This window comes from Arcticibacter svalbardensis MN12-7 (assembly GCF_000403135.1).
Lineage (GTDB): Bacteria > Bacteroidota > Bacteroidia > Sphingobacteriales > Sphingobacteriaceae > Arcticibacter > Arcticibacter svalbardensis.
In genome coordinates this window covers 1-24,703 of record NZ_AQPN01000095.1, presented here as the reverse complement: position 1 = coordinate 24,703, position 24,703 = coordinate 1, and the positions used below count along the sequence as shown (strand labels likewise).

21 protein-coding genes are annotated in these 24,703 nt (G+C 42.1%); 8 read left to right on the top strand and 13 right to left on the bottom strand.

Annotation, left to right across the window (positions count from 1 at the left end; genetic code table 11):
* Positions 1-9 precede the first annotated feature (9 nt).
* Positions 10-831 carry a hypothetical protein gene (locus tag ADIARSV_RS12270; protein WP_016195853.1) on the top strand — a complete coding sequence of 274 codons (822 nt, stop codon included), beginning with the start codon at positions 10-12 and terminating at the stop codon, positions 829-831.
* 206 nt (positions 832-1,037) lie between these two features.
* Here ADIARSV_RS12270 and ADIARSV_RS12265 read toward each other — a convergent pair whose 3' ends face one another.
* From ADIARSV_RS12265 to ADIARSV_RS12240, 6 genes are all read right to left on the bottom strand, one after another.
* Positions 1,038-1,424: a helix-turn-helix domain-containing protein gene (locus tag ADIARSV_RS12265; protein WP_016195852.1), complete on the bottom strand. Its 387-nt coding sequence runs from the start codon at positions 1,422-1,424 to the stop codon at positions 1,038-1,040.
* Between the two features lie 74 nt (positions 1,425-1,498).
* Complete coding sequence (locus ADIARSV_RS12260; protein WP_016195851.1) at positions 1,499-2,611, bottom strand: site-specific integrase; 1,113 nt, start codon at positions 2,609-2,611, stop codon at positions 1,499-1,501.
* 11 nt (positions 2,612-2,622) lie between these two features.
* On the bottom strand, positions 2,623-3,183 hold the full coding sequence (locus tag ADIARSV_RS21180; RefSeq protein ID WP_040299954.1) for a helix-turn-helix domain-containing protein: 561 nt from the start codon (positions 3,181-3,183) through the stop codon (positions 2,623-2,625).
* A 235-nt stretch (positions 3,184-3,418) separates the two neighbouring features.
* Positions 3,419-4,777, bottom strand: coding sequence for a tRNA uridine-5-carboxymethylaminomethyl(34) synthesis GTPase MnmE (mnmE, locus tag ADIARSV_RS12250; protein WP_016195849.1), 1,359 nt, complete (start codon positions 4,775-4,777; stop codon positions 3,419-3,421).
* 11 nt (positions 4,778-4,788) lie between these two features.
* A complete protein-coding gene (locus tag ADIARSV_RS12245; RefSeq protein WP_040299965.1) occupies positions 4,789-5,697 on the bottom strand; it encodes a TIGR02757 family protein in 909 nt (302 codons plus the stop codon).
* 44 nt (positions 5,698-5,741) lie between these two features.
* Positions 5,742-6,884 (bottom strand): cystathionine gamma-synthase, encoded by a 1,143-nt coding sequence (locus ADIARSV_RS12240; protein WP_016195847.1) that lies wholly within the window; start codon positions 6,882-6,884, stop codon positions 5,742-5,744.
* Between the two features lie 75 nt (positions 6,885-6,959).
* Here ADIARSV_RS12240 and egtB point away from each other — a divergent pair, with 75 nt between their 5' ends.
* Both egtB and ADIARSV_RS12230 read left to right on the top strand, forming a co-directional pair.
* Entirely contained in the window at positions 6,960-8,120 is a 1,161-nt protein-coding gene (egtB, locus tag ADIARSV_RS12235; RefSeq protein ID WP_016195846.1) for an ergothioneine biosynthesis protein EgtB, read from the top strand.
* An 8-nt stretch (positions 8,121-8,128) separates the two neighbouring features.
* Positions 8,129-9,109 carry an L-histidine N(alpha)-methyltransferase gene (locus tag ADIARSV_RS12230; protein WP_016195845.1) on the top strand — a complete coding sequence of 327 codons (981 nt, stop codon included), beginning with the start codon at positions 8,129-8,131 and terminating at the stop codon, positions 9,107-9,109.
* A gap of 97 nt (positions 9,110-9,206) precedes the next feature.
* Here the strand turns inward: ADIARSV_RS12230 and proS are convergent, their stop codons facing one another.
* Positions 9,207-10,679, bottom strand: a complete 1,473-nt coding sequence (gene proS / locus ADIARSV_RS12225; protein WP_016195844.1) for a proline--tRNA ligase — start codon at positions 10,677-10,679, stop codon at positions 9,207-9,209.
* A gap of 160 nt (positions 10,680-10,839) precedes the next feature.
* Here proS and ADIARSV_RS12220 point away from each other — a divergent pair, with 160 nt between their 5' ends.
* Together ADIARSV_RS12220 and ADIARSV_RS12215 are read left to right on the top strand one after the other, a co-directional pair.
* Positions 10,840-11,847 (top strand): hypothetical protein, encoded by a 1,008-nt coding sequence (locus ADIARSV_RS12220; protein WP_016195843.1) that lies wholly within the window; start codon positions 10,840-10,842, stop codon positions 11,845-11,847.
* Between the two features lie 22 nt (positions 11,848-11,869).
* Positions 11,870-13,360, top strand: a complete 1,491-nt coding sequence (locus tag ADIARSV_RS12215) for an OmpP1/FadL family transporter (protein ID WP_152439863.1) — start codon at positions 11,870-11,872, stop codon at positions 13,358-13,360.
* A gap of 380 nt (positions 13,361-13,740) precedes the next feature.
* On the opposite strand, the gene ADIARSV_RS12210 is transcribed toward ADIARSV_RS12215, so the two are convergent.
* The 6 genes from ADIARSV_RS12210 to argS form a co-directional block, all read right to left on the bottom strand.
* Positions 13,741-15,579 carry a UbiD family decarboxylase gene (locus ADIARSV_RS12210; protein WP_016195841.1) on the bottom strand — a complete coding sequence of 613 codons (1,839 nt, stop codon included), beginning with the start codon at positions 15,577-15,579 and terminating at the stop codon, positions 13,741-13,743.
* 34 nt (positions 15,580-15,613) lie between these two features.
* Positions 15,614-16,558 (bottom strand): aldo/keto reductase, encoded by a 945-nt coding sequence (locus tag ADIARSV_RS12205; protein WP_016195840.1) that lies wholly within the window; start codon positions 16,556-16,558, stop codon positions 15,614-15,616.
* 61 nt (positions 16,559-16,619) lie between these two features.
* Positions 16,620-17,312, bottom strand: a complete 693-nt coding sequence (locus tag ADIARSV_RS12200) for a phosphatase PAP2 family protein (protein ID WP_016195839.1) — start codon at positions 17,310-17,312, stop codon at positions 16,620-16,622.
* Complete coding sequence (bioA, locus tag ADIARSV_RS12195) at positions 17,278-18,555, bottom strand: adenosylmethionine--8-amino-7-oxononanoate transaminase (RefSeq protein ID WP_016195838.1); 1,278 nt, start codon at positions 18,553-18,555, stop codon at positions 17,278-17,280. Before bioA ends, ADIARSV_RS12200 begins: the two co-directional genes overlap by 35 nt.
* Positions 18,534-18,989: an NUDIX domain-containing protein gene (locus tag ADIARSV_RS12190; RefSeq protein WP_016195837.1), complete on the bottom strand. Its 456-nt coding sequence runs from the start codon at positions 18,987-18,989 to the stop codon at positions 18,534-18,536. Before ADIARSV_RS12190 ends, bioA begins: the two co-directional genes overlap by 22 nt.
* Positions 18,990-19,010: 21 nt before the next feature.
* A complete protein-coding gene (gene argS, locus ADIARSV_RS12185; protein WP_016195836.1) occupies positions 19,011-20,777 on the bottom strand; it encodes an arginine--tRNA ligase in 1,767 nt (588 codons plus the stop codon).
* Positions 20,778-20,863: 86 nt separating this feature from the next.
* On the opposite strand from argS, the gene ADIARSV_RS12180 reads away from it, so the two are divergent.
* From ADIARSV_RS12180 to ADIARSV_RS12170, 3 genes are all read left to right on the top strand, one after another.
* Positions 20,864-22,303 (top strand): arginine deiminase family protein, encoded by a 1,440-nt coding sequence (locus ADIARSV_RS12180; RefSeq protein WP_016195835.1) that lies wholly within the window; start codon positions 20,864-20,866, stop codon positions 22,301-22,303.
* 3 nt (positions 22,304-22,306) lie between these two features.
* A complete protein-coding gene (gene ctlX / locus ADIARSV_RS12175) occupies positions 22,307-23,230 on the top strand; it encodes a citrulline utilization hydrolase CtlX (protein WP_040299950.1) in 924 nt (307 codons plus the stop codon).
* Positions 23,231-23,303: 73 nt separating this feature from the next.
* Positions 23,304-24,686, top strand: coding sequence for a type III PLP-dependent enzyme domain-containing protein (locus ADIARSV_RS12170; protein WP_016195833.1), 1,383 nt, complete (start codon positions 23,304-23,306; stop codon positions 24,684-24,686).
* Positions 24,687-24,703 lie beyond the last annotated feature (17 nt).

The following is a 24,703-nucleotide window of genomic DNA, read 5'->3' as shown; positions in this document are numbered from 1 at the left end:
AATACCTAAATGGAAATCACAAAAAATATTGATGCTGTTTTCGGCATCCTCGGGTTAAGTGGAGATGAAAAGCGCAGGACTATCGGAACCGGTTTTTTTATTAACGAATCAGGTGGCTTCGTTACAGCGGCCCACACTTTTAAGAGAGCAAATGAGGGCTGGGCCTATTTTGCAATCATTGAAGGAAAAAAAATTGAATTAAATAAACTTTACCAAGAGTACCTTGACATGGAAAGCCAGGTTGCTCCGATTCATTTAGATCTCTATATAGGAGATTTTGCCTTAGATAAGAAAACAAACCACCTTTTTTTTCATCCATCTTCATATTTAAAAAATGGGGATATACTAGAATTTTCTGGATACGCAGGTCGTTATTATCTGGATAAAGAAGCAACCAAAAATGAGGTGCAAAAGACACCCGGAACAATCGGCATTAATATTGATGATCTCTGGGCTAATACAGAAAACGATGAAGAGGAAAACGAGCTTCAAGAAAAAAATACAGAATCCAATATTTTGCATTTAGCCCCAGTTGACCAATTAAACTGGGGAAGCCAGATTGATAATTTAAAATACTCTTCAATTACCGGTGTATTTAAAAACCATTGCTTTGAAAAAATATTTGAATACATACCGGTAGCCGGTGTTTTTACAAACGGCTTTACCTTTCAATTAACTAATGCAAAAATGGAGCCTGCTGGATTAAGCGGCGGTCCAATTATAAAAAATAAAATTGTTTTTGGAATGCTAATTACTAAAAATGCCGCAATAACTTCCGAATATATCGTACATCAATTGGAACTTCAGGATGTAAAATTTTATTTGAAATAAACTACCTAAATCAGTTCGCAGGACATTAAGATTATCTTTGGCTATTGCGTTAGAAAATTAATAAAACAGATAATATGATCGAACACCAAAGAAGTATTGGTCTAAATCAATTTGGTGATCGGCTTTCTGGGATTTGCCCTTTAAACAAAGCATTTACTACGACGTACTCAATATAAATCAACATATATATTACAGATATGTTGATTTCATCCCCTGTTTTTATACTTAGATAATCTATTTTCAGCTTCCCTTCGAATATCAACAGTAGTCCTCAATCTTCCTGATTTAATCCATTCCCTCAGTTCAGATCTGTAAAAATATAACCGTTTGCCTTGTTTACATACAGGAATCTGTTTTCGGCTAACCTTGCTATAAATAGTAGGCACAGAAAGCTTCAAAAATTCAGCCGCCTTGCTAATCGACATCATTTCGTTTGGCTCCTCATGTTGTCCTTGAAATTCTAGCAGTAGTTTTTCAATTACACTTAATTTTTTAAGCAGTACCCCTATCGCAAAAGGAACTTGCTCAAGACTTAGTGGTTCATGTAATACACTGTCTTGTGTATCTATGTTTGTGAATTCGTATTCGTTCATTACCGTAAAGATTGATAACCCGAAATTCAAAAAATCAAACCGAATCATCACTTAGGATCAACTAAGTCTAAGTATTAAAAGATCAACTTTATGCGGTTTGCGGCTTCAATCTTTTTATCATCAACAATTTTAACATAGATTTCGGTGGTTTTAACGTTCCGATGTCCAAGCATCTTTGAGATGGTATAGATATCAGTTCCTGAAGCCAACTGAAGTGTAGCATAGGTATGCCGGAAACTATGAAAAGTTATATTCTTTTCGATTCCGGCTTTCTTCATCCATTTATTCAAATACGCTTTAACCTGAGAATATCTTAGCCCCCTGAACACTTTAAAATCACCAGCCTCACGCTTACCTAGTAAGGAAATCGCTTGGTCAGAAACCGGTAAATGTTCAGCTCCTTGTGTTTTATCCTGCTTGAACTGCAGGTAATGCTTTCCCTCAGTTCCCCTGACTTCTGCCCAACTCAATGATTTAACATCTGAAAATCTTAATCCGGTTAGACCAGAAAACATTGCAGCTCTCTTTATAAGCATATCAGAACAAGGGGTATCTGCCAGCTTTTGGAATTCCTCCAGACTTAAAAAGTCCCTATGCGTCTCCTGCTCTTTAATACCTTCTGTTAAATTATATAAGTTAACGCTTAGCAGATTCGCCTTAAATGCAGTCTTTAGAACCGTCCTAAATTTAGAGTAATAACTAAGTGCGGTGTTGTTGGAAATTCCTTTTTCCCTTCTTCCAATACCAGGAGTATCCAGTAAGTAATCTCTATAGTCTTCACAAAATATATCAGTAAGATCAGAAAACCTCAAATCTTTCCCAGCAAAACTAATCAGATAACGATGAGCCATTGACCAATTATCGGAGTTGGACCCTGCTTTCTTGTTTACTATCTTTTTGAAATAATCGATAAAATTACCCTGTCTTTTGCTGTCTGACATAAAATCAAAGCGCTTATTCTGAATTTCAATTTGCCTTAAAGCCCTTACATTTTCCGCAAGAGCTAGTGTATCCCTGTTGTGCATTTTTTCCAGTTCATTACGTGGTTTATCAAACACGTAAACTTTCAAAAATTCGCGCCTGGTCAGCTTGCCCAAATCGGGATGCCTGATTGCCGGATAATAATCGAGGAACAGCGAAGACCTTCCTTTGCTTATTCCTTTTCTCCTCAAGGTAACTTTTGCCATAGTAGGATAATTTAATAGTTCAAGACCTGATGAATTAACTTCTTGGATATATAGACATACCTTCCATTTCTATACTTAGGAATATTGTTTCGTTTGATGATATCAAACAAGGCCTTTTCTGATAACCCAAATAGGGTCTGTATTTCAGCCATATAATAACAATCCTTCTCTTTGGGCCTGACAACACTTTTTTTGACAGGAGTCACGTGAATTTCAGGTATTTCAAACAACCTATCAATATCTGATCTTCTTACAAGTGTTTTTTTCTTTTTGATATTCACTCCAAGTAATGTTCCCGATTTAATTAGGGTGTAGACAGTTTGTTTTGAGCTGTTCAGAAGACTGGCTACCTCCCTTACCGTCAAGAACTCCTTACCCAATAAATCCAGAATAGGCTTGTTAATGATCTCATTGGTTTCTACATTACTTTTACTGATCTTTTCAATCCTTATCCTGGATTTATATGCACGTTTTGAACACTGACTGCTGCAATAATTGGTCACAGTCGTCCTGGCTTCAAATTCCTTCCCGCAATGCAGACATACCCGTCGTATTCGTATATTAGAACTCATAGTAAAGTGATCTCTTCTGTACGTTTTTGTTAAAAAGTGTTTAAAAGTGTCCAGTAATTTCCCCCATCTCAACACAGTTTTAAACTTATTCGATTTGAGGTACAAATTCGGTACAATAATAAGCAAAACATTAATAAATTTCCAAATTTCAGTGCACAAAAAAATCCGCTATATAATTTATATACAGCAGATTACTATGTTTTAGCCTAGGTTTATTTTGTATTGTTTTGCCCTTTTATTTGCCAATACAAAACTTAGAGAAAATATTTTCCAACAAATCATCCGTAGTAACCGCCCCCGTTATCTCCCCCAAATAATACAACGCCTGCTTAATATCCATCGCCAAAAAATCAGAAGTAACCGGATTATCCAACCCATACAACACCCGATCCAACGCCTCTTCCGTCTTCTTCAGCGCTTCCACATGCCTGATATTGCTCACAATCACATCATCATTATTAATCCGATGTAAGTTTACTTTACGAAGCACCTCAACCTTCAACTCTTCAATTCCAACCTTATCCCTTGCCGATATAAAGATCAGTTCCAACCCCTTCAACACCTCCATTACAGCAGGAGCCAACAAGTCACTCTTATTCACAATCCCTACAATAGGAATTCCCAATAAAGCCAGTTCAGCCAGCTGCTCTTCAATTTCTTCAATCCCTTGTTCCGAATCAAAAAGATACAATATCAACCGAGCCTGCTTCATCTTTTCCCTGGTACGCAGCACCCCCTGAGCCTCAATCACGTCCGCAGTTTCCCTAATCCCTGCCGTATCAATAAACCGAAACACTACCCCATTAATAGACATCTCATCCTCTATCGTATCCCTGGTAGTCCCTGCAAATTCAGAAACAATAGCCCTTTCCTCATTCAACAAGGCATTCAACAAAGTAGATTTCCCCACATTAGGCTTTCCGGCAATAACCACCGGAACCCCATTTTTCATCACATTCCCCTGCTCAAAAGAACTAATCAACCGATACAACACCGCATGAATTGCTAAAGTCAAACTCCTTAACTGATCCCGGTTAGCAAACTCCACATCCTCTTCCCCAAAGTCAAGCTCCAGCTCAATCATCGAAGCAAAATGAATCAGCTGCTCTCTCAAACCCTTCAGCTCAGAAGAAAACCCTCCCCTCATCTGCTGCATAGCAACCAGATGCGAAGAAGCCGAATTCGAAGCAATTAAATCTGCCACTGCTTCTGCCTGCGACAAATCCATGCCTCCATTTAAAAAGGCCCTTAACGTAAATTCACCCGGCTTCGCAGCCCGTGCTCCTGTACGGATAAACAACTTAATGATACTCTCAATGATATAAGCGGATCCATGGGTAGAGATCTCCACCACATTCTCCTTGGTATAGGAATGCGGTGCAATAAATAAAGAAACCAATACCTCATCCAGGATCACTTCCCCATCCCGGATTGTTCCAAAATGAATCGTATGAGAGGCTTGCACACTTAAGTCGCGACCTTTAAAAACAGTATTGCATATCGTTAGCGCATCAGGCCCTGATAACCGGATCACTCCAATGGCACCAATTCCTGAAGGTGTAGCTAATGCCACAATTGTATCGTTGTTTGTCATGTTATGTTCTTTTAAAACTTCTCTTCTATCCCCAATCCAAAAAGAGCAAAATCATACTTTACCGGATCCAAAGCATCAAACGACCGAAGACGATCAGTCAATTCCACCGCTGTAAGCCAATCTGTTTGTTTCCTATTGATCAGCTTTAATTTGCGAGCTACCCGGTCCACATGTAAGTCACAAGGACAAATCAATTGCGATGGGGAAATCCTATTCCAGATTCCAAAATCAACCCCTTTATCATCCTGACGAACCATCCAGCGTAAAAACATATTCAATCGCTTACAGGTCGACTTCTGCATCGGAGAGCTCACATGTTTAATCGTCCTCCTCGGAAAATCAGGCAAACTAAAAAAGTATGTCCTGAAATGATTCAACATCTCTTCTGCTGAAAAAACAAAGGAAGAAACCTCGTCAAGATCTTCAACAAACGAATCGTTAGGAGCTTGACCATCTTCAACACGCGAAGCTTTATCCCATATCCATTCTTCAAAAGAAGTAGCAATACCAGAATTACTTAAACCTAAACTTAACCGAGAAGATGGCAAAAAAGCATCCTCTAAAGAATCATACACCCTATAATGCTCCCTAAAGAAACTCACAAAGTACAACAGATCCGTATCATTAAACGTCCGATGTTTAAAACCCAATAGAGATTTCAAATCCCCATCCTGATGCCCCATGATAAACTCATAAGGCGATCCGGACATCCTTTCAATCAAATCCCCACACTTATTAATAATCGTCTTCCGTTGTCCCCAAGCCAGTATAGCAGCAAAGAAACCCATTATCTCCACATCTTCTTTCCGAGAGAACTGATGTGGAATCACAATCGGATCAAACTCAATAAACGAGGGTCGGTTATACAACTCCACCTTCTCATCCAAAAACGCTTTCAAATCAAACGAATCTAAACCCAATCCCTGCGCTGCCAAACCCGAAATAACCGACGAAATACTCAAAACTAAGCCTCTATTGCCTGCTGCAAATCTTCCAGCAAATCGTCAATATCCTCAATCCCAACACTCAAACGCAACAAATTATCCGTTACCCCAGCAGCTAAACGAAGCTCCAAAGGAATAGACGCATGTGTCATACTCGCCGGATGATTAATCAACGACTCCACTCCGCCCAATGATTCCGCCAATGAAAAAACCTTAAATGACGAAGCCAACTTAAATGTCCTTTCTATATCAGCACCTACAAGACTAAAAGATATCATCCCCCCAAAATCCCGCATCTGCCTAACAGCAACATCATGATTCGGATGATCTTCAAATCCCGGCCAATAAACCTTATCTACTAACGGATGCGCCCGAAGAAACTCAGCTACCAAACGTCCATTTTCACAATGCGCTTTCATCCGCAAATGCAACGTCTTAATTCCTCTCAAAACCAAGAAACTATCCTGCGGACCTGGTGTTGCCCCGCAAGCATTATATATAAACCACAATTTCTTATACAACTCCTCATCATTCAACATCAAAGCTCCCATCACCACATCCGAATGTCCTCCAAGATACTTAGTAGCCGAATGCATCACAATATCTGCCCCCAGATCCATTGGATTCTGCAAATAAGGAGAAGCAAAAGTATTATCCACCGCTAACAGCACCTTAGCCTCCCGCGCAATCACAGATACCGCCTCAATATCCACAATCTTCATCGTCGGATTAGTAGGTGTCTCTATCCAAATCAACTTCGTAGAAGCATTCAAATAATCCCGAATCACCGACGGATCCGCTAAATCAATAAAATGAAACTTAATCCCATAATTCGCAAAGATCTTCGTAAAAATCCGATAAGACCCTCCATACAAATCATTCCCCGTGATCACTTCATCTCCCGGCAGCAACAACTTCAATACCGCATCAATCGCCGCCATCCCACTTGAAAATGCCAATCCAAACCTTGCATTCTCCAATGCAGCCAGACAATCTTCCAAAGCCTTCCTCGTCGGATTAGTCCCCCTCGAGTACTCAAACCCTTTATGGTCTCCCGGCGATTTCTGCCAGTAAGTAGATGTTTGATAGATTGGTGTCATCACCGCCCCTGTTGTTGGGTCGGGATGCTGACCTGCATGTATAGCCTTTGTTCCGAATTTCATAATCTTCTCGTGTAAATGCCAAAATTAAAACAATTTCATGTTTAAGCTCTTAATAGATGAATTAATAACCTGATTATGTTATTTGCTCGATATCTTGCGGTGAGAAAACGTACGGAATGGATTTGTGCTCCACTAAAAACGGAGGATTATGTAGTTCAGCCTGTCGACTTTGTAAGTCCCCCCAAATGGCACCTTGGTCATACGACATGGTTCTTTGAAACCTTTGTTTGTAAGCCCTATATCCCCGATTACAAGGAATTTGACCCGAATTACAGTTTTGTATTTAACAGCTATTATGAAACCTTAGGCGCCCGCGTAATCCGTACCGACCGTGGAAACCTGAGCCGCCCTTCTGTGGAAGACATCTATATCTACCGTAAATACGTGGATGAAGCAATGGCTGTATTTTTAAACCAGGGTGTAATTACTGACCCCGGTTTAAGAGACACGATTATATTAGGTCTTAACCATGAAGAGCAGCACCAGGAGTTATTGTTCACCGATCTCAAGTATATTTTAGGTCATAACCCTTTGTTTCCTGCCTATTATCAGGATCGAAACATCGTGGAGATTCAACAACCGGCTATCCCACTCGATCCTTTTCTGACCATTGGAGAGGGTATTTATAAAATCGGGTACAAGGACAAAGGGTTCAGCTTCGATAATGAGCTTGGCGTGCACAAAGTCTTTCTGGGCGAATATTCCATCAGCAGGAACCTGGTGACCAATGGAGAATACTTGGAATTCATTAAAGATGGTGGTTACCAGGACTTCAGACATTGGCATGCAGAAGGTTGGGATTGGGTGAATACCCATAAAACCAAGGCACCCTTATACTGGCATTTCATCGATGAAAAATGGTTTAACTATACCTTGGATGGTCTTCAGGAAGTAAATGAATACGAGCCTGTTAACCATGTTAATTATTACGAAGCACACGCCTATGCGGAATGGAAAGGTCAACGCCTCCCTACTGAGTTCGAATGGGAAGTAGCAGCCCCTAGTTTATCCTACGGAAAACGCTGGGAATGGACCGAAAGCGCCTACCTTCCTTACCCCGGTTTCCAACGTGCCGAAGGTGCTATAGGCGAATACAATGGCAAATTCATGATCAATCAGATGGTTTTACGGGGTTCTTCTGAAGTGACATCTCCTGAACATAGCCGGATCACCTATCGCAACTTTTTTAACGCACATTTAAACTGGCAATATACCGGAATTCGTTTGACAATCTAAATCTACCTATGAACACTGAAACTGAATCTTCACCGGAAACATACGTCCTCGCTGAGCAAATAAAGGTTGATGTCCTAACTGGTCTCTCCGCATCCCCCAAGTACATGCATTCCAAATATTTCTACGATACGAAAGGGGATGAACTGTTCAGGCAGATCATGCAGATTCCTGAATATTACCTCACTGATTGTGAAATGGAGATCTTCAAGGATCGTTGTATGGATATGTTGAATACCCTCTCTGCTTTCCCGAATGGATTCGACCTGATCGAACTGGGTGCTGGTGATGCGATAAAATCTTCGGAGTTACTCAAATGCCTGGTGCATAACGATATCAACTTCACCTATTACCCCATAGACATTTCGGGAAACGTCATCCAGTTGCTGCATGATGAACTCCCTAAACGGATTCCCGGAATTGATCTGCAAGGAATTCAGGCCGAATACTTTGAAGGTCTTAAAGAGGTGGTTTCCCGCTCCGATCGTCCCAAAATAATCCTCCTTCTGGGTGCAAATATTGGTAATATGCCTCCTGATGAAGCCCTGGAATTTTGCACACTGTTAAGAGAACAGTTGTTGGAAGGCGATCTTTTACTCATTGGCTTCGACCTGAAGAAAGACCCTTGGGTGATCTTCAACGCCTATAATGATCAACAAGGAGTCACAGAACAGTTTAACCTGAATTTACTTACACGAATCAACAGGGAATTGGCCGCGGACTTTAACCTGCAAAATTTCCGTCATTACGAAAGCTACGATCCTACTAATGGCGCCGGTAAAAGTTACCTCTTCAGCAAAACCAATCAAACCGTAACGGTTGCCGGTGAAGAGATCCTTTTTGAGGAAAATGAATGCATCTTCATGGAAACCTCGCACAAATATTCACTCAAAGAGGTGGATCATTTTGCATTGAAATCAGGTTTCGAACCTGTAATGCATTTAATGGATTCAAAAAAATGGTTTACCGATGTCATCTGGAAAGCGGTTTAAAAAAAAGAATGGATCACAACAGGCATCATCGCCTTGTTTGTGATCCATTCTTTATTAGCTAATAAATTAAGCCCTATAGAGTGGTAACAACCCTTCTTTAATACGCCCTTGCAAATAAAACCCTTTGTTTGGACGGTTTACCGGAATAGATGCAAATCCCATCTTCCAGTTCATTATCTAATGGAATACAACGGATTGTCGCTTTCGTTTCTTCTTTAATCTTTTGTTCCGATTCTGGTGTTCCATCCCAATGTGCAGATAGGAATCCCGGTTTTTCATCTAAAAGCCTTTTAAACTCGTCATACGTGTCTACTTTCACGATGCTCTCTGCTCTGAACTTGTAGGCCTTCGAATAGATATTGGTCTGAATATCGTCCAATAGCGTTTCAATATATCCGGCTAATCCATCACGAGTGATTGTCTGTTTTTCTCTTGTATCTCTCCGCGCAATTTCTGCCGTTCCGTTTTCTATATCTCGTCCACCCATGGCAACGCGTACGGGTACGCCTTTTAACTCATATTCGGCAAACTTGAATCCCGGACGTTGTGTATCCCGATCGTCATATTTTACTGAAATATTTTTGGCTTTCAATTCCGCAACCAATGCTTTAGCCACTTCAGAGATCTGAGCCAAATCTTCGTCATTCCGGTAAATAGGAACAATTACCACCTGGATAGGTGCCAATTTAGGAGGCAATACTAAACCCTGGTCATCGGAATGTGCCATGATCAATGCGCCCATTAAACGGGTGGAAACTCCCCATGAGGTAGCCCATACATGATCCAGCTTTCCTTCTTTACTGGTAAATTTTACATCAAATGCTTTTGCGAAATTCTGTCCCAGGAAATGAGATGTTCCTGCTTGCAGCGCTTTTCCGTCCTGCATTAATGCTTCAATACAATAGGTTTCTACCGCACCTGCAAAGCGTTCGTTCGCTGTTTTAATCCCCTTAATTACCGGCATAGCCATCCAATTTTCTGCAAAATCGGCGTATACATCCAGCATCCGTTCTGCTTCTTCTACTGCTTCTGCTGATGTCGCATGCGCGGTATGTCCTTCCTGCCATAAAAACTCAGTGGTCCGTAAAAACAGACGGGTACGCATTTCCCAGCGCACTACATTTGCCCATTGATTGATCAATAAGGGCAAATCGCGGTAGGATTGAATCCAGCCTCTGTACGTATTCCAAATGATGGTTTCGGATGTTGGACGAACGATTAATTCTTCCTCTAATTTTGCATCCGGATCCACAATAATATTACCGTTGCCATCGTTTTTTAATCTATAATGAGTAACCACCGCACATTCAGTAGCGAATCCTTCTACGTGAGCTGCTTCTTTAGAGAAAAAAGACTTGGGTATAAAAAGAGGGAAGTAAGCATTGCTATGACCGGTGTCCTTGAACATTTTATCCAAAGCGGCCTGCATTTTTTCCCAGATCGAATAACCGTACGGCTTGATAACCATACATCCTTTCACCGCGGAATGCTCTGCCAGATCTGCTTTTGTAACAAGTTCATTGTACCACTGGGAATAATCGTCGTTTTTGCTTGTAATGCCCTTACTCATAGTAATTTTTTATAGTTTTTTTCGTAATTTTAACACAATATTAGTGTCCGTAAAGTTATAAAACAAACCGGGCTATTTTAAACTAATCGACGTAACGTTTTCCCCGGATCTTACGTCATAGTATAGAGACAGGGAAATTGGAGATCTAACACACACGACAATGAAAAAATTAATACTTCCCATGATTGCAGCAGTCGCTGTATTATTGGGGTCCTGTTCGACCATGCAGATGGTACAGCAGTCCACAGATAACGATGATGTTTATAATGCTCAGGGTAAAGCCAGAGTAGTTGATTATCCGGTTGCTCCGGAAAAAAACCAGCGTACCGAAGAGCAGGTGTATGGCAATAACGATTATGCGACAGGTGACACCGATTATGCCGCCAATTCGTATAACAGCGAGGAAAATAACGATTACGACTATGATTACGGTTATGCTTCCCGCATAAACCGCTTTCAGTATGCCTCTCCATACAGGAGTTATTACAACGATTGGTATACCTACAGCTACAACCCTTGGTATGGTTACGGATACGATCCATTTTACTATAATGCAGGTTTATTCCGTCCGGGTTATTCCATGTGGTTTGGTACCGGCCTCTTTGGTGGTGGCTTCGGTATGGGATTCGGATACAACTCATGGGGTTATGGAAATCCTTACTACGGCGGCTACTGGGGTCCTACTTCCTACTACGGTGGCGGATACGGCGGTTATGGATATGGATACGGCAATGGCGGATATGGTTACGGTGGCGGAGTAGTCAACCGGAATAACAATAAACCCCGCCCTTATGTAGGTTCAGGAAATCCTGCTACCAGACAAGGTGCGGACCGGAATACCCGTCCAAATGTAAGTTACGGAAACGATGGAAGAGTATCCGGCGTGTATAGAAGACCAACACGGGATGTAAGTCAGGGTACTACAACTACCGGAAAAAATTCTGATGGTACAAGTTCCGCTGCCCCAACCCGTACAGTACGTAGTCCGGCAACAACAGAACAAACTCAACCCACACGTGTAGAAAGGACTGAAAGAGCCCCTGCTCAACGTGCTGAACCTACTTACACACCAAGCACTCGGTCATCTTCTCCATCTAGTGGTGGTGGTTACAATGGTGGTGGCGGAGGTGGCGGTGGTTCATCCAGACCAACACGAGGCGGCAGATAATTCATTCAACCTAAAGAAACACATGAAATTTAAACACATAAGTCTAGTGATTGCCTTATTGGCAATCACTTATTCATCATATGCTCAATATAGCCAGGACGCTTTACGCTTCTCCAGGTTTGGTCCGGGTTCTACTTCCCGTATTAAAGCAATAGGTAATGCATCTACTGCGGTAGGTGGCGACATGAGCTCGATTGGCGGTAACCCCGCTGGTTTAGGTTTTTTCAATAAATCTGAATTCAGCTTTACTCCCGAATATAATGGTTCCGAAATTACCTCTACTTATTTCGGCCAGACAGATCTCGAAACCCGCGATCAGTTTAATTTGAACAATGCGTCTATCGTATTCCATTCCCCACAGGTTAGAGGAAGAGGAACTGATCCTACTACAGGATTGTTATCCGTCAACTTCGGTGTAGGATATAACCGGACCAATAACTTTTATGATAAAACATTTTATGGAGAAATTAACCCGAACAGTTCCATCGCTGATTTCTATGCGGATATAGCCAATACACAAGGCTTCGTTAATCTCGGACAATCCGGAGGAAATGTACTTGCCGGATGGGCTGCCGACCAGGGATTGATAGACAGTGTAACTAGTGATGCGATCGGAACTTTATACGGTGCTACAACTTCGCTGAACAACCGTCAGAACTTTACTCAGGTTACTTCCGGAGGTCAGAATGAATTTAATCTGGCTCTGGGTGCTAATTACAGCAATAAGTTATACCTGGGATTTAGCTTAGGCCTGACTAGTTTACGTTATGAATCTAGTTCTACTTTTCAAGAAACAGATGGCTCAGACAATGATTACCGTACCTTTTACGATATGGATCAGACTACAACAGGTAGCGGTTTCAACTTCAAGTTGGGTATGATCTACAAACCAGTTGAAGCGGTACGATTAGGTGCTTCATTTACCAGTCCAACCTGGTATACTATTGAAGATAACACTTCATTGAACATGGAGACCTTTTATACTCAAGGAAATTCTCCTGCCGCAAATTACGATAACTTTCCTACCAACTACAATTTGAGAACTCCTTTAAAGGTGAGTGGTGGTATTGCCGTATTCATGAATCAATTTGGATTTATATCTGCTGATGTGGAATATGTAGATTACTCTACAATCAACGTATCAGGTTATGATAATGATTCAGGAGATAATGAAAATATCGATAACCAATATCAAGCCGCAGTGAATGCCCGTGTAGGTGCGGAAGCCAAATTAGACAAGATTTATTTGCGTGGTGGATTCAACTACCAGGGGAATCCTGAGAAGAATATTGGTGGTGCAACGAATACCGTAAGTGGTGGTATCGGATACCGGATCAATAACGTTTATATTGATGCTACATATGCACATGTATCATCAAAACAAACCGTTTTTGGTTACGAATTTGATCCAGGCTCTACAACCAACATTTATGGAGATGAAATATATAGTCCGGAAGCCAATCAAAAAAGAATTTACAATAACGCTTACTTAACTGTAGGGTTCCGTTTCTAAAACTTTTGCTTCGTTATTTAATAAGAAAGGCTACCCGTATAAGAAAATGGGTAGCCTTTTCATTATATAGAAGTGTGAGAGCATTCAATCCCTCTTTTTAAGATATACGGTTTTCAAAAAAGAATAGATTTGTGGATTTAATTAAATTTTAAAACTAATTGGATATTATTAGATAGGTCCAGATGGATAGCTGCCGTACCACGTATAGAATTAATACGCGCCCCTCGTTCGTTTCAGCTGGCTTCTAGCTTCGCCTCGAGAGGGTGCTACAAGCCAGATGCAGCGAACAAGGAACGAACAAAGGACGACTTTGGGATACAGCTTTCTCCAAACTGACTCTTGCCTGTCCTCTTAAAGATTAGATTCCTTTATTAAAAATATTAGATTACGCCAAATAACGAACCGCCTGGAGTAGCCAATTGGTCAATCTTGTTTTCTACTGCCGGGTCTTTGATTAATTCCGGTGCATGATGTGGTTTTTTACGTGCATCTATGATCACGGGACCAATACATCCCCAATGTTTATGTTCGATAAAACTGTTGATGCCGTAGATATCATGCGAAGGATTACTTCGCGTGAAGGTGACCCATACCAGGTTATTGATATGAGCGGCCGTAAACTCTGCATCATCGCAAAGAATCAGTAAAGCCAAACCATTGAGTTCTGCTGATTTTAAATGTTCGTTTAATAGGCCCATTTCATTCTGAGCGGATTGGGTAGAAGTATACGGCAATCCTTCCAGTGTAACTACACCCGGAATCGCCAGTGTGGCTTTTCCAAAAGAAACTGGTACATCAAAATAGGATGGAATCGTTTTCCATAAATCCCGCTTTTTCTCTCCTGCGGCAGCAAATACCACTTTCGATCCGGAATTTAATCCGTCACCACTGTAGTCCAGCGTATCAATCGTGGTATTGGTATGAAAATGAAGGTCTCTTTGAAAATCGATCCGTTCCAGGACATGAACCAGAAAATCGGCAATGTTATGCGTATGTAAAGCAGGGTCATCTTCCTTTGCTGCGATAAACAGGTATTTAGCCAGACTCAGCTGACTTTTTCCTAAGATATGATTGGCAATGGTTAAAATTTCCTGTGGCCGGCGTTCTTTTAAGTATGGAGTATATCGTTCGCTGCCTATAGCAAACAATAAAGGGTGTACGCCAGCAGCATCCACAGCATTCACTTCATGTAGTCCGGGGATTTCCTTAGGCATAGCTGAACCTGTTATTTCGTGGATCAGTGCGCCAAAACTGGTATCTTCCTGTGGAGGTCGCCCAACGACAGTAAAGGACCAGATCGGGTTCTTTTTATGATACACCTTATGGATCTTCATGACCGGGAAAGGGTGCACCAGACTATAATACCCCAGATGGTCGCCAAAAGGTCCCTCAGGTTTATTTTCCTGCGGATAGATCGTTCCCGTGATCACAAAGTCTGCATCTGCAGAGATACAAAATCCATCCGCATCGTAGAAGTACCGGAATCGTCTGTTTCCCAATGCTCCTGCAAAGGTCATCTCCGACAAGCCTTCGGGTAAAGGCATTACCGCGGCAAGTGGATGAGATGGTGGACCGCCAACAAAAATGCTCACTTTCAAAGGTTGCCCTTTGGCGTTCGCTTTACTTTGATGCACCCCTATTCCCCGATGAAGCTGATAATGCAGACCCACTTCCCTATCTTGCAGATAGTCGTTGCCCCCCAATTGGATGCGATACATGCCTAAATTGGCATTCATGATGCCGGGATGATCACTATCTTCGGTATATACCTGGGGCATGGTGACAAAAGGACCACCGTCCATAGGCCAGTTTACTATTTGAGGGATGGCACTGATCTTCGTTTCACCGTAAAGTATCGGCGCATTTTTACCCACTTTCATGGGCAATGCAGAAAAAGCAGTTAAAGCCACATTCATGTATTTGAATGGGTGTTTAATTGCTTTAATGGGATCATTCTTCAGTTCCACCAGGGTTTTAATCTTCTCCAGTGAATCCCTGAACATAAATTTAGAACGATCCAGTGTACCAAACAGGTTAGAAACTGCGGGAAAGGAACTGCCCTTGATATTTTCAAAGAAAAGAGCAGGCCCCTGTTGTTCGTACACGCGCAAATGAATGGCGGCCATTTCCAGGTAAGGGTCCACTTCTTCTTTAATCCGAATTAAATGACCGTTTCTTTCGAGGTCGTTTACACAAGCTTCTAAACTCTGATATCCCATTGGGGGCTAAGTTAAAAATTAGGACGCAGAATTGTTAGGCACTCGCTTCATTCAGTTCAGCTATTTCTTCTGCGGATAAGTGTAAAGATGCCGCTTTGGCGATATCATTCAACTGATAGAGGCTGGTGGCACTCACTACTGGTGCAGTGATTCCGGGTTGGGCGATTAACCAGGCTAGTGCAACTTGTGCCGGTGTGGCGTTATGTCGGGTCGAAACATTATCCAGGGAAGTCAGCACATCGATCCCCTTTTCATTTAAATATTTCTTTATGCCTTCGCCACGCGTACTCTTGGAAAGATCTTTTTCTGAGCGATATTTCCCGGTTAGGAAGCCACTTGCTAGTGAAAAATAAGTCGTAACCCCTACATGGTATTGCTCAGTGATGGATGCATATTGTTTTTCATAGGCTTCACGTTCCACGAGGTTATATTGCATTTGATAATTTTCGTATTTGGGCAGCCCTTTTTCACTGGCCTGCAAGGCTTCTTTTAAACGCTCCGGACTAAAGTTTGACGCTCCTATGACCCTGATCTTGCCTGCACTGATGAGTTTAGCATACGCTTCCAGCGTTTCTTCTACTGGAGTTGTGGTATCATCAAAATGAGAAAGGTATAGGTCGATGTAATCGGTTTGTAATCTGCTGAGGGATGCTTCAACTGCTTTTGTGATATATGCACTAGAGAGGCCTTTTTGTCCGGGGCCCATTTCTGATCCGCCTTTGGTAGTCAGCACGATTTGACTTCTCTTATTGTTTTGCTTAAGCCATTGTCCGATAATGGTTTCAGAATCACCACCTTTATTTCCGGGTGCCCATTTGGAATACACATCCGCTGTATCGATAAAATTAAATCCAAGATCTATAAATTCATCCAGAATCCTGAAGGAAGTTAGCTGATCTGCTGTCCAGCCAAATACGTTTCCTCCTAAACACAGAGATGACACTTTAAGTGCGGAATTTCCTAAATTACGTTGTTCCATTTTGATACTATTTTATGCTGTAAAAAACGTAAAAAATCGAGGGAAGTTCAACAGATAAGTGTCATTTACGCCTTTCCATCCGGTTGAGGAATTTTAGGGATAGGATTAACCAAATAGTGCCCATACAATAGCCTGCCAGCACATCACTGGGGTAATGCACGCGCAGATAAATGCGACTGATTCCTATGAGCAAGATCAGGATCACCAACAGACAAATCAATAAAATCCGAGCTGTTTTATTGGTGGTATGTCCGTTAACAAAGTAAATCAGCAGACCGAAAAAGGTGACACTGGTTAGGGCATGTCCGCTTGGAAAGCTTAAACCTATAGCTGGTTCAAGCAAGGGAATCAAGGGTCTTGACCTGTTGAAGATGAGTTTAAGCAGGTGCATCACCAGGACGCTGCTTAAGGCAATGGCCCCGATCTTAATGGAGTACCATCGGTGTTTACGGATAAAAAGAAAGTAGAGGATCAGCAGAATATTGGCCGGCAGCATAAAACGAGCACTTCCGAGTACCGTGATGGATGACATGAACCTCGTGGTTGTGGCATTGGTATAAGGTGCAAAAAACTGATTTATGGTCTGGTCAAAGGCCTGATTCTGATCAATTAGAACCAGTTTTGCCAGAATAAAAAAGGTAATCAGACAAATGAATAGGGTTATGGCAACGATCAGCTCTGCGGAAAACAGTCCCACCTTAGCCGCCGTTTTATCGGATTCAGAAGATGTCGAGGGCCTGTTCAATTTTCGCATAGATGTAATCCAGTTGGGCATCAGAGATGCAATAAGGTGGAAGGATATAGATGATGTTTCCCAAGGGCCGTAATATAATCCCCTCTTTTAGAAAGAATTGGTATAAGTTGTCCCTGAGTGAACTGAAATAAGAGGTATCATCCCCTGTTTCCCATTCGAAAGCTATAATAGTTCCTGTCTGCCGAACAGCTTTAAGTTTCGGATTGTTTTGAATACGAAGGGCAAAAGCAGCATGTTTGGCGCAAATCCGCTGGATGTTATCCTGCGTTTCTTGAGAGAGCGTCAGATCCATACTGGCCAAAGCAGCCGCACAGGCTATTGGATTGGCAGTAAAGGAATGTCCGTGGAATAGCGTCTTGAGTTTGTCGTCGGATAAAAAGGCGTCAAAGATCTCTTGTGTGGCAGAGGTTACGCCCAAAGCCATCGTACCACCTGTAAGGCCTTTGGACAGGCACACGATATCGGGTTTATGCTCCATATAATCGGAAGCAAAAAGTTTACCGGTACGTCCGAAGCCGGTCATCACTTCATCTGCGATTGTTAGGATGCCGAGCTCCCGACAAGTGCCAATCAATTGGTTCAGTCCTTTGGCTTCGTACATCAGCATGCCTCCGGAACCCTGAATTAAGGGTTCATAGATAAAGGAAGAGATTTCCGCTGCGTTTTCCCTCAGGTATTTGATTAATTTATCAATGTTGCCGGCATTTGGGGTTTCGATATATTCTACATCAAAAAGCAGACTTTCAAAAGCGGCGGTAAAGGCACTTCGCGCACTTACTGCCATGGCACCAAAGGTATCTCCGTGGTAGGAATGCTGAAATGCAAGCACTTTATCGCGTTGTTGATTTTTATTGGAGCGATATTGATGGCACATTTTCAGGGCCACTTCCACGGCGGTAGAGCCGTTATCGGAATAAAAGATCTTTGCCTGGTTAGGAGGTAAGATTTTCAGTAACCCTTCTGCGAGTTCTACTGCGGGAGGGTGTGTAAATCCCGCAAAGATGGCATGCTCTAAGGTACCGGCCTGTTCCGCTACCTTTTTAGCAATATGGGGATGGGCATGTCCGTGCAGGTTGACCCACCAGGAAGAAACAGCATCGAGATACTTTTTACCGTTTTCATCTATGAGATAGACACCTTCGCCCCTTACAATGGGGATCGGCAAACCTGCTGTTTTCATTTGTGTATAAGGATGCCAGATGATCGCCTGGTCGCGTTCGCTCAGGCTTCTTTTTTCTTCCATGCAGCTTGTAATTTTTGTATAGCGATCTTATCTGTTAAAAAGGTAACATCCGCCTCTGTGAGATCCTGAATAGGGATCCAGCGGAAGGATTGTTTCACTAACGCATCCGAAGTAAAATCGCATATGGACGTTGAAATATGACATTTTAATGTCTGTAACGGCTTAACCAGATAGTAGATGCTGATGATCTGGCTCTCGTTGAAGGATGATTTTTCGAAAAAGTCTGTGGTATAAATATGATCCAACACCTCAATTTCGGTCTCACATTCCTCCATAAACTCGCGCTTTAAGGCATCAATAAGTCCTTCGCCATACTCCAGTCCCCCGCCGGGAAACTTGCTGAACTGAACCGTCTGATGTTCTTCATCACTAATGAGAATTTGGTTCTGCTCATTAATTAAAAGGCCATAAACGCGAACATTAAATAAAAACATAAGAAAACAGTTAAATTATTTTTACATCCTTTGCGGAACATCAATACCTAATAGGTCCATGCTTCTTTGGATTACGGAAGCAGTAACCGCTGAAAGAGCCAGACGAAGATGACGAAGCTCCAGGTCCTCCTCCTTCAGAATGGGCTCCTCGTGGTAAAACTTATTGTACACCTTGGCCAGTTCGTATACGTAATTGGCAATCAATGCGGGACTATATTCTTTTGCAGCCGTCAGGATGACCTCCGTATACCGGCTTATCGTCAGGATCAACTCCCTTTGTACGGGGGAAAGGTCATGAATGCCATCAAAAGAAGGGACAGGTACATCGGCGCGACTGAGTACAGAACAGATCCGGGCATGTGTGTATTGGATAAACGGTCCGGTATTTCCCTGAAAATCGATTGATTCATTCGGGTCAAACAGTAAACGTTTTTTAGGCTCTACTTTCAGCAGGAAATATTTTAATGCCCCCAGACCGATCATACGGTAGAGTTCTTTTTTCTCCTCCTCAGAGAAGTCCTCCACTTTACCGAGTTCTTCGGTGCGCTGACAGGCAGTATCGATCATTTCCTGGATCAGATCATCGGCATCCACTACAGTGCCTTCTCTGGACTTCATTTTACCTGATGGCAGGTCAACCATGCCATACGAAAGATGGTAAAGTCCCTGAGCCCAGGTTTTACCCAGTTTATTCAGGATCAGGAATAAGACCTTGAAGTGATAGTCCTGCTCATTTCCCACTACATAGATGGATTCATTCATCTGGTAGTTATCGTATTTCAATTGGGCAGTACCCAGATCCTGCGTAATGTAAACGGAAGTTCCATCACCACGCAATACCAGTTTCTCATCCAGACCATCTGCAGTGAGGTCAATCCACACCGAGTTATCCTCTTTTTTAAAGAATACGCCTTTTTCTAATCCTTCTTCTATGATATCCTTCCCAAGCAGATAGGTATTCGATTCGTAATAAAACTGATCAAATTCTACCCCTAGACTCTTGTAGGTGACGTCGAAGCCATTATATACCCAGGTATTCATGGTTTTCCAGAGCGAGGTGACTGCCTCATCCCCTGCTTCCCATTGCTGGAGCATGGTTTGTGCTTCCTTAATTAAAGGTGCATTCTTTTTTGCTTCATCTTCTGTTTGTCCGGCTTCCTTAAGCGTTTCAATTTCTTTTTTATATTCCTGGTCGAACTTCACATAGTAGTTTCCAACCAGCTTATCCCCTTTTAGTCCGGTACTTTCAGGAGTTTCCCCATTACCGAATTTCTGCCAGGCAAGCATGGATTTACAGATATGGATGCCTCTGTCGTTTACCAGATTTGCTTTAATTACTTCATATCCGGATGCCGCAAGGATTTTAGCAACAGAATAACCGAGTAAGTTATTGCGTACATGTCCCAGGTGCAAAGGTTTGTTGGTATTGGGCGAAGAGTATTCAATCATGATGCGTTTGCCATTTGCAGGCAACACGGCAAAGTCAGGTTGAAAGATTTCTTTTTTGAATAGATCAAGCAGATAAGCGCTGGTTAAAGATAGATTCAGGAATCCTTTAATTACGTTATAACCCGAGATTTCAGGTACGTTTTGCTGCAAATATTCACCAATTTCAATACCCGTTTGTTCGGGAGACTTCTTGGAAACGCGCGTTAAAGGAAAGGTAACAACGGTTATTTCCCCATCAAATTCCTTGCGGGTTTCCTGGAGATTTATATTATTTTCGGGTAAATCAATATTATACAGGGCCTTAACAGCCTTAAGGGTTCCTTTGACAATAAAATCCATGGGTCAAAATTAATCATTAGACCGCTAATCGCCCCTTAATAATGCTGATAATTTGAACTAGATTTGTTTTAAGCATCAAAATCAGCATGACACCTGCAAAGTTAGATATTAGTGTAAATTCGGAAATTGGTACCCTTAGGGCAGTAATGATCCATAGTCCGGACAGTGGAATTGGCCGTGTTGCCCCTTCAAAAGCACAGGATTGGCTCTTTGAAGACATTATCCATCTCGATACGGTGCGGGCAGATGAATATGACCATTATGTGAAGCTGCTATTGTATTTTTTAGATCCTGCAAAGATCAAAGGAAAGCTAAATAATCCGGTTGATACCTTGACAGATAAACGTGAGTTTTATAAACCAGGCAAACCCGGTTATTTCAATTCAGATAAGGTGGTGGAGGTAGAAAAGCTGTTGGCGGACATACTGGAAATTACGGAGATCCGAAAGAAACTTTGTGCTGCTATTTGCGCGATAGAAGAATGCAGTTATGCGCTACAACTTGAGCTGTCTGCTACTCCTGCAGGTTTATTATCGCGCATCCTGATTTCAGGCTCTATGCCTGATGGAGAGATGCTGTTCCCTCCTATCCCTAATCTGATCTTTACACGGGACATTGGCATCACGATCAATAACTTTATCCTGCTGAGTAAACCGGCTAAAAAAGCGAGAGGCAGAGAGGCGCTATTATCGCGGTATATCTTTTACAATCACCCTTTGTTTAGTGCCTCTACACACAAGATCCTGGAGTTTCCGCATGAGGTGAAATATTTTCTGCGTCCTGGTGACGGACAGGAGGAGAAAGCAACCCTGGAGGGAGGTGATGTCATGGTGATCAGTCCGGAGCATGTCCTGATTGGTTGTTCCGAGCGCACATCCCCCAGTGGGGCCAATGAAGCCATCCGCCTACTGTTTGAGCATGATGTGGTTAAAAAGGTTACGGTGATCCGGATTCCGCATAAGCGCGATTATATGCATATTGATACGCTCTTTACACAGGTTAACCGGCATACCTGGGTGGTGTTGGGCTCTGTATGTGCTACTCCTGATAAAATAAAGAGGCAGCCGCAGGATTACCTGTCCGAGAAAAAAGTAAAGGACCATGTGCAGATCTTCCAGTTCACAAAGGGAAAAGACCGGCCTAAGAAGTTTAAAAGTATAGAAAGTCTGCTGACCTCCATCAGTGAAAAGGATTTGGGCAGTACCGGAAAAACCAACTTTATTTATTCCGGGAATAATGAGTTCCCCTATGATGAACGGGAACAGTGGACGGATTCCTGTAATTTACTGGCTTTGAGAGAGGGCATTGTGCTGGGTTATGACCGGAACGACCGGACGATCCAGTCCTTTAAGACCAATGGGTTTTCTGTTGTTCATGTAAAAGACCTGATCACCCAGCTTGAAAATGAGGAAATCAAAGTTGGAGAGTTAAAAGATACCTTAATCCTCATGCCATCAGGCGAGCTTTCCCGGGCAAGGGGAGGTTTCCATTGTATGAGTTTACCTTTAATCCGTGATTCCATTTAGACGATGCAGACAACCTCACGCATATTGATGATCCGGCCGTCGATGTTTGGCTTCAATGAACAAACAGCGATCAGTAATTTATTCCAGCATGTCAATCATGGTGGCGAAAATCTACAATCGCATGCACTGGAGGAATTCAATCAGTTTGTATCCCTCTTGCGCTCGAATGGAGTGCTGGTTCTGGCGGTCGATGATGATCCTGAATTTCATACACCTGATGCGATCTTTCCGAATAACTGGATTTCCACACATGAAGATGGCAGCTTGTACATCTATCCCATGGAAGCAGAAAACCGGCGGCAGGAACGAAACATCAAAATTATTAAGGCGATCCAGAGCGGGTATGGCTACAAACATTTTGTGGACCTTAGCTTTTTTGAACAAACGGGTAAGTACCTGGAAGGGACAGGAAGTATGGTGCTGGATCGGGTGAATCATATCGCATATGCCTGTATATCGAGTCGCACGAATGAAGAAGTACTCGCTTATTTTGCACAATTATCCGGCTATCGTACAGAAACGTTTCAAGCTATAGATGCTTCGGGAAAAGCAATTTACCATACTAACGTGATGATGAGCGTAGGAGATCGTTTTGCGGTGATTTGCCTGGAGTCCATTGCACATCCCGAAGATCGTGATGCTCTGATCCGTTCGGTTACGGCGACTCAGAAAGAGATCATTCCAATTAGTTTGGCGCAGATGAACGCCTTTGCAGGAAATTTAATTCAAATCAGCAATAAACAGGGAGAAAATTTAATTGTAATGTCCACACAAGCCTATGAATCCCTGGATGAGGGGCAAAAAAGCGCTCTATGGCAGTATGGCAACCTGATTCACTCCCCATTGTGGAACATTGAACGCTTCGGCGGAGGCAGTGCCAGGTGTATGATTGCCGAAATTCATGTACCTTACAACACTAATTTGTAAACAATTACAATTATTCCTGCTTAATAGAAATATTATTCGTTAAAAAATTACATTTTTGCGTAAATTTTAATAAATGCAGAGTTACGAAGAGTTCCTTGACCTGAGTGTAGAATTTCCGCAGGAAGGTTTTGAGGTAATAGATGATGAACTATACTTTCATGACCTAAACCTGATGGAGATGATTGAAACGTATGGTACACCGTTACGTTTTACGTATTTGCCTTTGATCACTAAAAAGATTCAGAAGGCTAAGCTCCTTTTTCAGCAAGCTATCAATAATAATAATTACCGTGGGAGCTATATGTACTGTTATTGTACAAAGAGTTCACACTTTAAACATATTGTCGAAGAAGCGCTTAAAAATGATATCCATTTGGAGACCTCTTCCGCATTTGATCTTCCTATGATCGATGCTTTGGAAAAAAAGGGTTCTGTGACTAAGGATATCACTGTGATTTGCAATGGGTTTAAGACCTATCAATATAAGCAGTATATCGTGGATATGTTCCATGATGGATTTAAAAACATTATTCCGGTGCTGGATAATAAGGAAGAGTTCAACATGTATGATGATGAGCTCGATCTGCCTATTAATCTGGGGATCCGTATTGCGGCGGAAGAGCAACCGGATTCGCAATTCTATACCTCGCGCTTAGGGATCAGAATAGAGGATATCATTGATTTTTGGCATAGTAAAATTGAAGATAACCCTAATTTTGAGGTGAAGTTGCTGCATTTCTTTATCAATTCAGGTATTTCGGATACGCCGTATTACTGGAACGAGCTGGAGAAATATGTGACTTTATATTGCAAGTTCAAAAAGATCAATCCTGCGCTTTCAATATTGGATATCGGTGGAGGCATGCCTTTTAAAGATTCGCTGGTATTCGATTTCGATTATGAATATATGGTAAATGAGATCGTGAAGCGGATTAAAGAGATTTGTTCGGTTAACGATGTGGAAGAGCCGGATATCATTACGGAGTTTGGTAAATATACAGTTGCGGAAGCATCGGGGATCTTGTATAAGGTTTTAGGTCGTAAACAACAGAATGATCGTGAAAAATGGCTGATGCTGGATGGATCGTTCATCACGAACCTGCCTGATGTGTGGGCTTTGAATCAGAAATATATCCTGGTACCGATTAATAACTGGGATTCGGAGTATGAGCGGGTCAACCTGGGCGGGATTACCTGCGACGGGCAGGACTACTACAATCAGGAAGCGCATATGAACAGTGTGTTTATGCCGAAGACCAGGAAAGTGCAATATTTAGGCTTTTTCCATACGGGGGCGTATCAGGAGGTGTTAAGTGGCTATGGTGGAATTCATCATTGTTTGCTGCCTTCGCCTAAGCATGTTTTGATCAGGAGGAATAGAGATGAGACGTTCAACTTTGAGGTTTTTGGAGAAGAGCAGAATAGTAAACAGGTGTTGAAGATACTGGGTTACTAGGTATCTTGTTTATTGAT

Coding starts and splice junctions, on each gene's coding strand:
- ADIARSV_RS12270 (WP_016195853.1), top strand. CDS start 10: ATGGAAATCACAAAAAATATTGATGCTGTTTTCGGCATCCTCGGGTTA.
- ADIARSV_RS12265 (WP_016195852.1), bottom strand. CDS start 1,424: ATGAACGAATACGAATTCACAAACATAGATACACAAGACAGTGTATTA.
- ADIARSV_RS12260 (WP_016195851.1), bottom strand. CDS start 2,611: ATGGCAAAAGTTACCTTGAGGAGAAAAGGAATAAGCAAAGGAAGGTCT.
- ADIARSV_RS21180 (WP_040299954.1), bottom strand. CDS start 3,183: ATGAGTTCTAATATACGAATACGACGGGTATGTCTGCATTGCGGGAAG.
- mnmE (WP_016195849.1), bottom strand. CDS start 4,777: ATGACAAACAACGATACAATTGTGGCATTAGCTACACCTTCAGGAATT.
- ADIARSV_RS12240 (WP_016195847.1), bottom strand. CDS start 6,884: ATGAAATTCGGAACAAAGGCTATACATGCAGGTCAGCATCCCGACCCA.
- egtB (WP_016195846.1), top strand. CDS start 6,960: ATGTTATTTGCTCGATATCTTGCGGTGAGAAAACGTACGGAATGGATT.
- ADIARSV_RS12230 (WP_016195845.1), top strand. CDS start 8,129: ATGAACACTGAAACTGAATCTTCACCGGAAACATACGTCCTCGCTGAG.
- proS (WP_016195844.1), bottom strand. CDS start 10,679: ATGAGTAAGGGCATTACAAGCAAAAACGACGATTATTCCCAGTGGTAC.
- ADIARSV_RS12220 (WP_016195843.1), top strand. CDS start 10,840: ATGAAAAAATTAATACTTCCCATGATTGCAGCAGTCGCTGTATTATTG.
- ADIARSV_RS12215 (WP_152439863.1), top strand. CDS start 11,870: ATGAAATTTAAACACATAAGTCTAGTGATTGCCTTATTGGCAATCACT.
- ADIARSV_RS12210 (WP_016195841.1), bottom strand. CDS start 15,579: ATGGGATATCAGAGTTTAGAAGCTTGTGTAAACGACCTCGAAAGAAAC.
- ADIARSV_RS12205 (WP_016195840.1), bottom strand. CDS start 16,558: ATGGAACAACGTAATTTAGGAAATTCCGCACTTAAAGTGTCATCTCTG.
- ADIARSV_RS12200 (WP_016195839.1), bottom strand. CDS start 17,312: ATGCGAAAATTGAACAGGCCCTCGACATCTTCTGAATCCGATAAAACG.
- bioA (WP_016195838.1), bottom strand. CDS start 18,555: ATGGAAGAAAAAAGAAGCCTGAGCGAACGCGACCAGGCGATCATCTGG.
- ADIARSV_RS12190 (WP_016195837.1), bottom strand. CDS start 18,989: ATGTTTTTATTTAATGTTCGCGTTTATGGCCTTTTAATTAATGAGCAG.
- argS (WP_016195836.1), bottom strand. CDS start 20,777: ATGGATTTTATTGTCAAAGGAACCCTTAAGGCTGTTAAGGCCCTGTAT.
- ADIARSV_RS12180 (WP_016195835.1), top strand. CDS start 20,864: ATGACACCTGCAAAGTTAGATATTAGTGTAAATTCGGAAATTGGTACC.
- ctlX (WP_040299950.1), top strand. CDS start 22,307: ATGCAGACAACCTCACGCATATTGATGATCCGGCCGTCGATGTTTGGC.
- ADIARSV_RS12170 (WP_016195833.1), top strand. CDS start 23,304: ATGCAGAGTTACGAAGAGTTCCTTGACCTGAGTGTAGAATTTCCGCAG.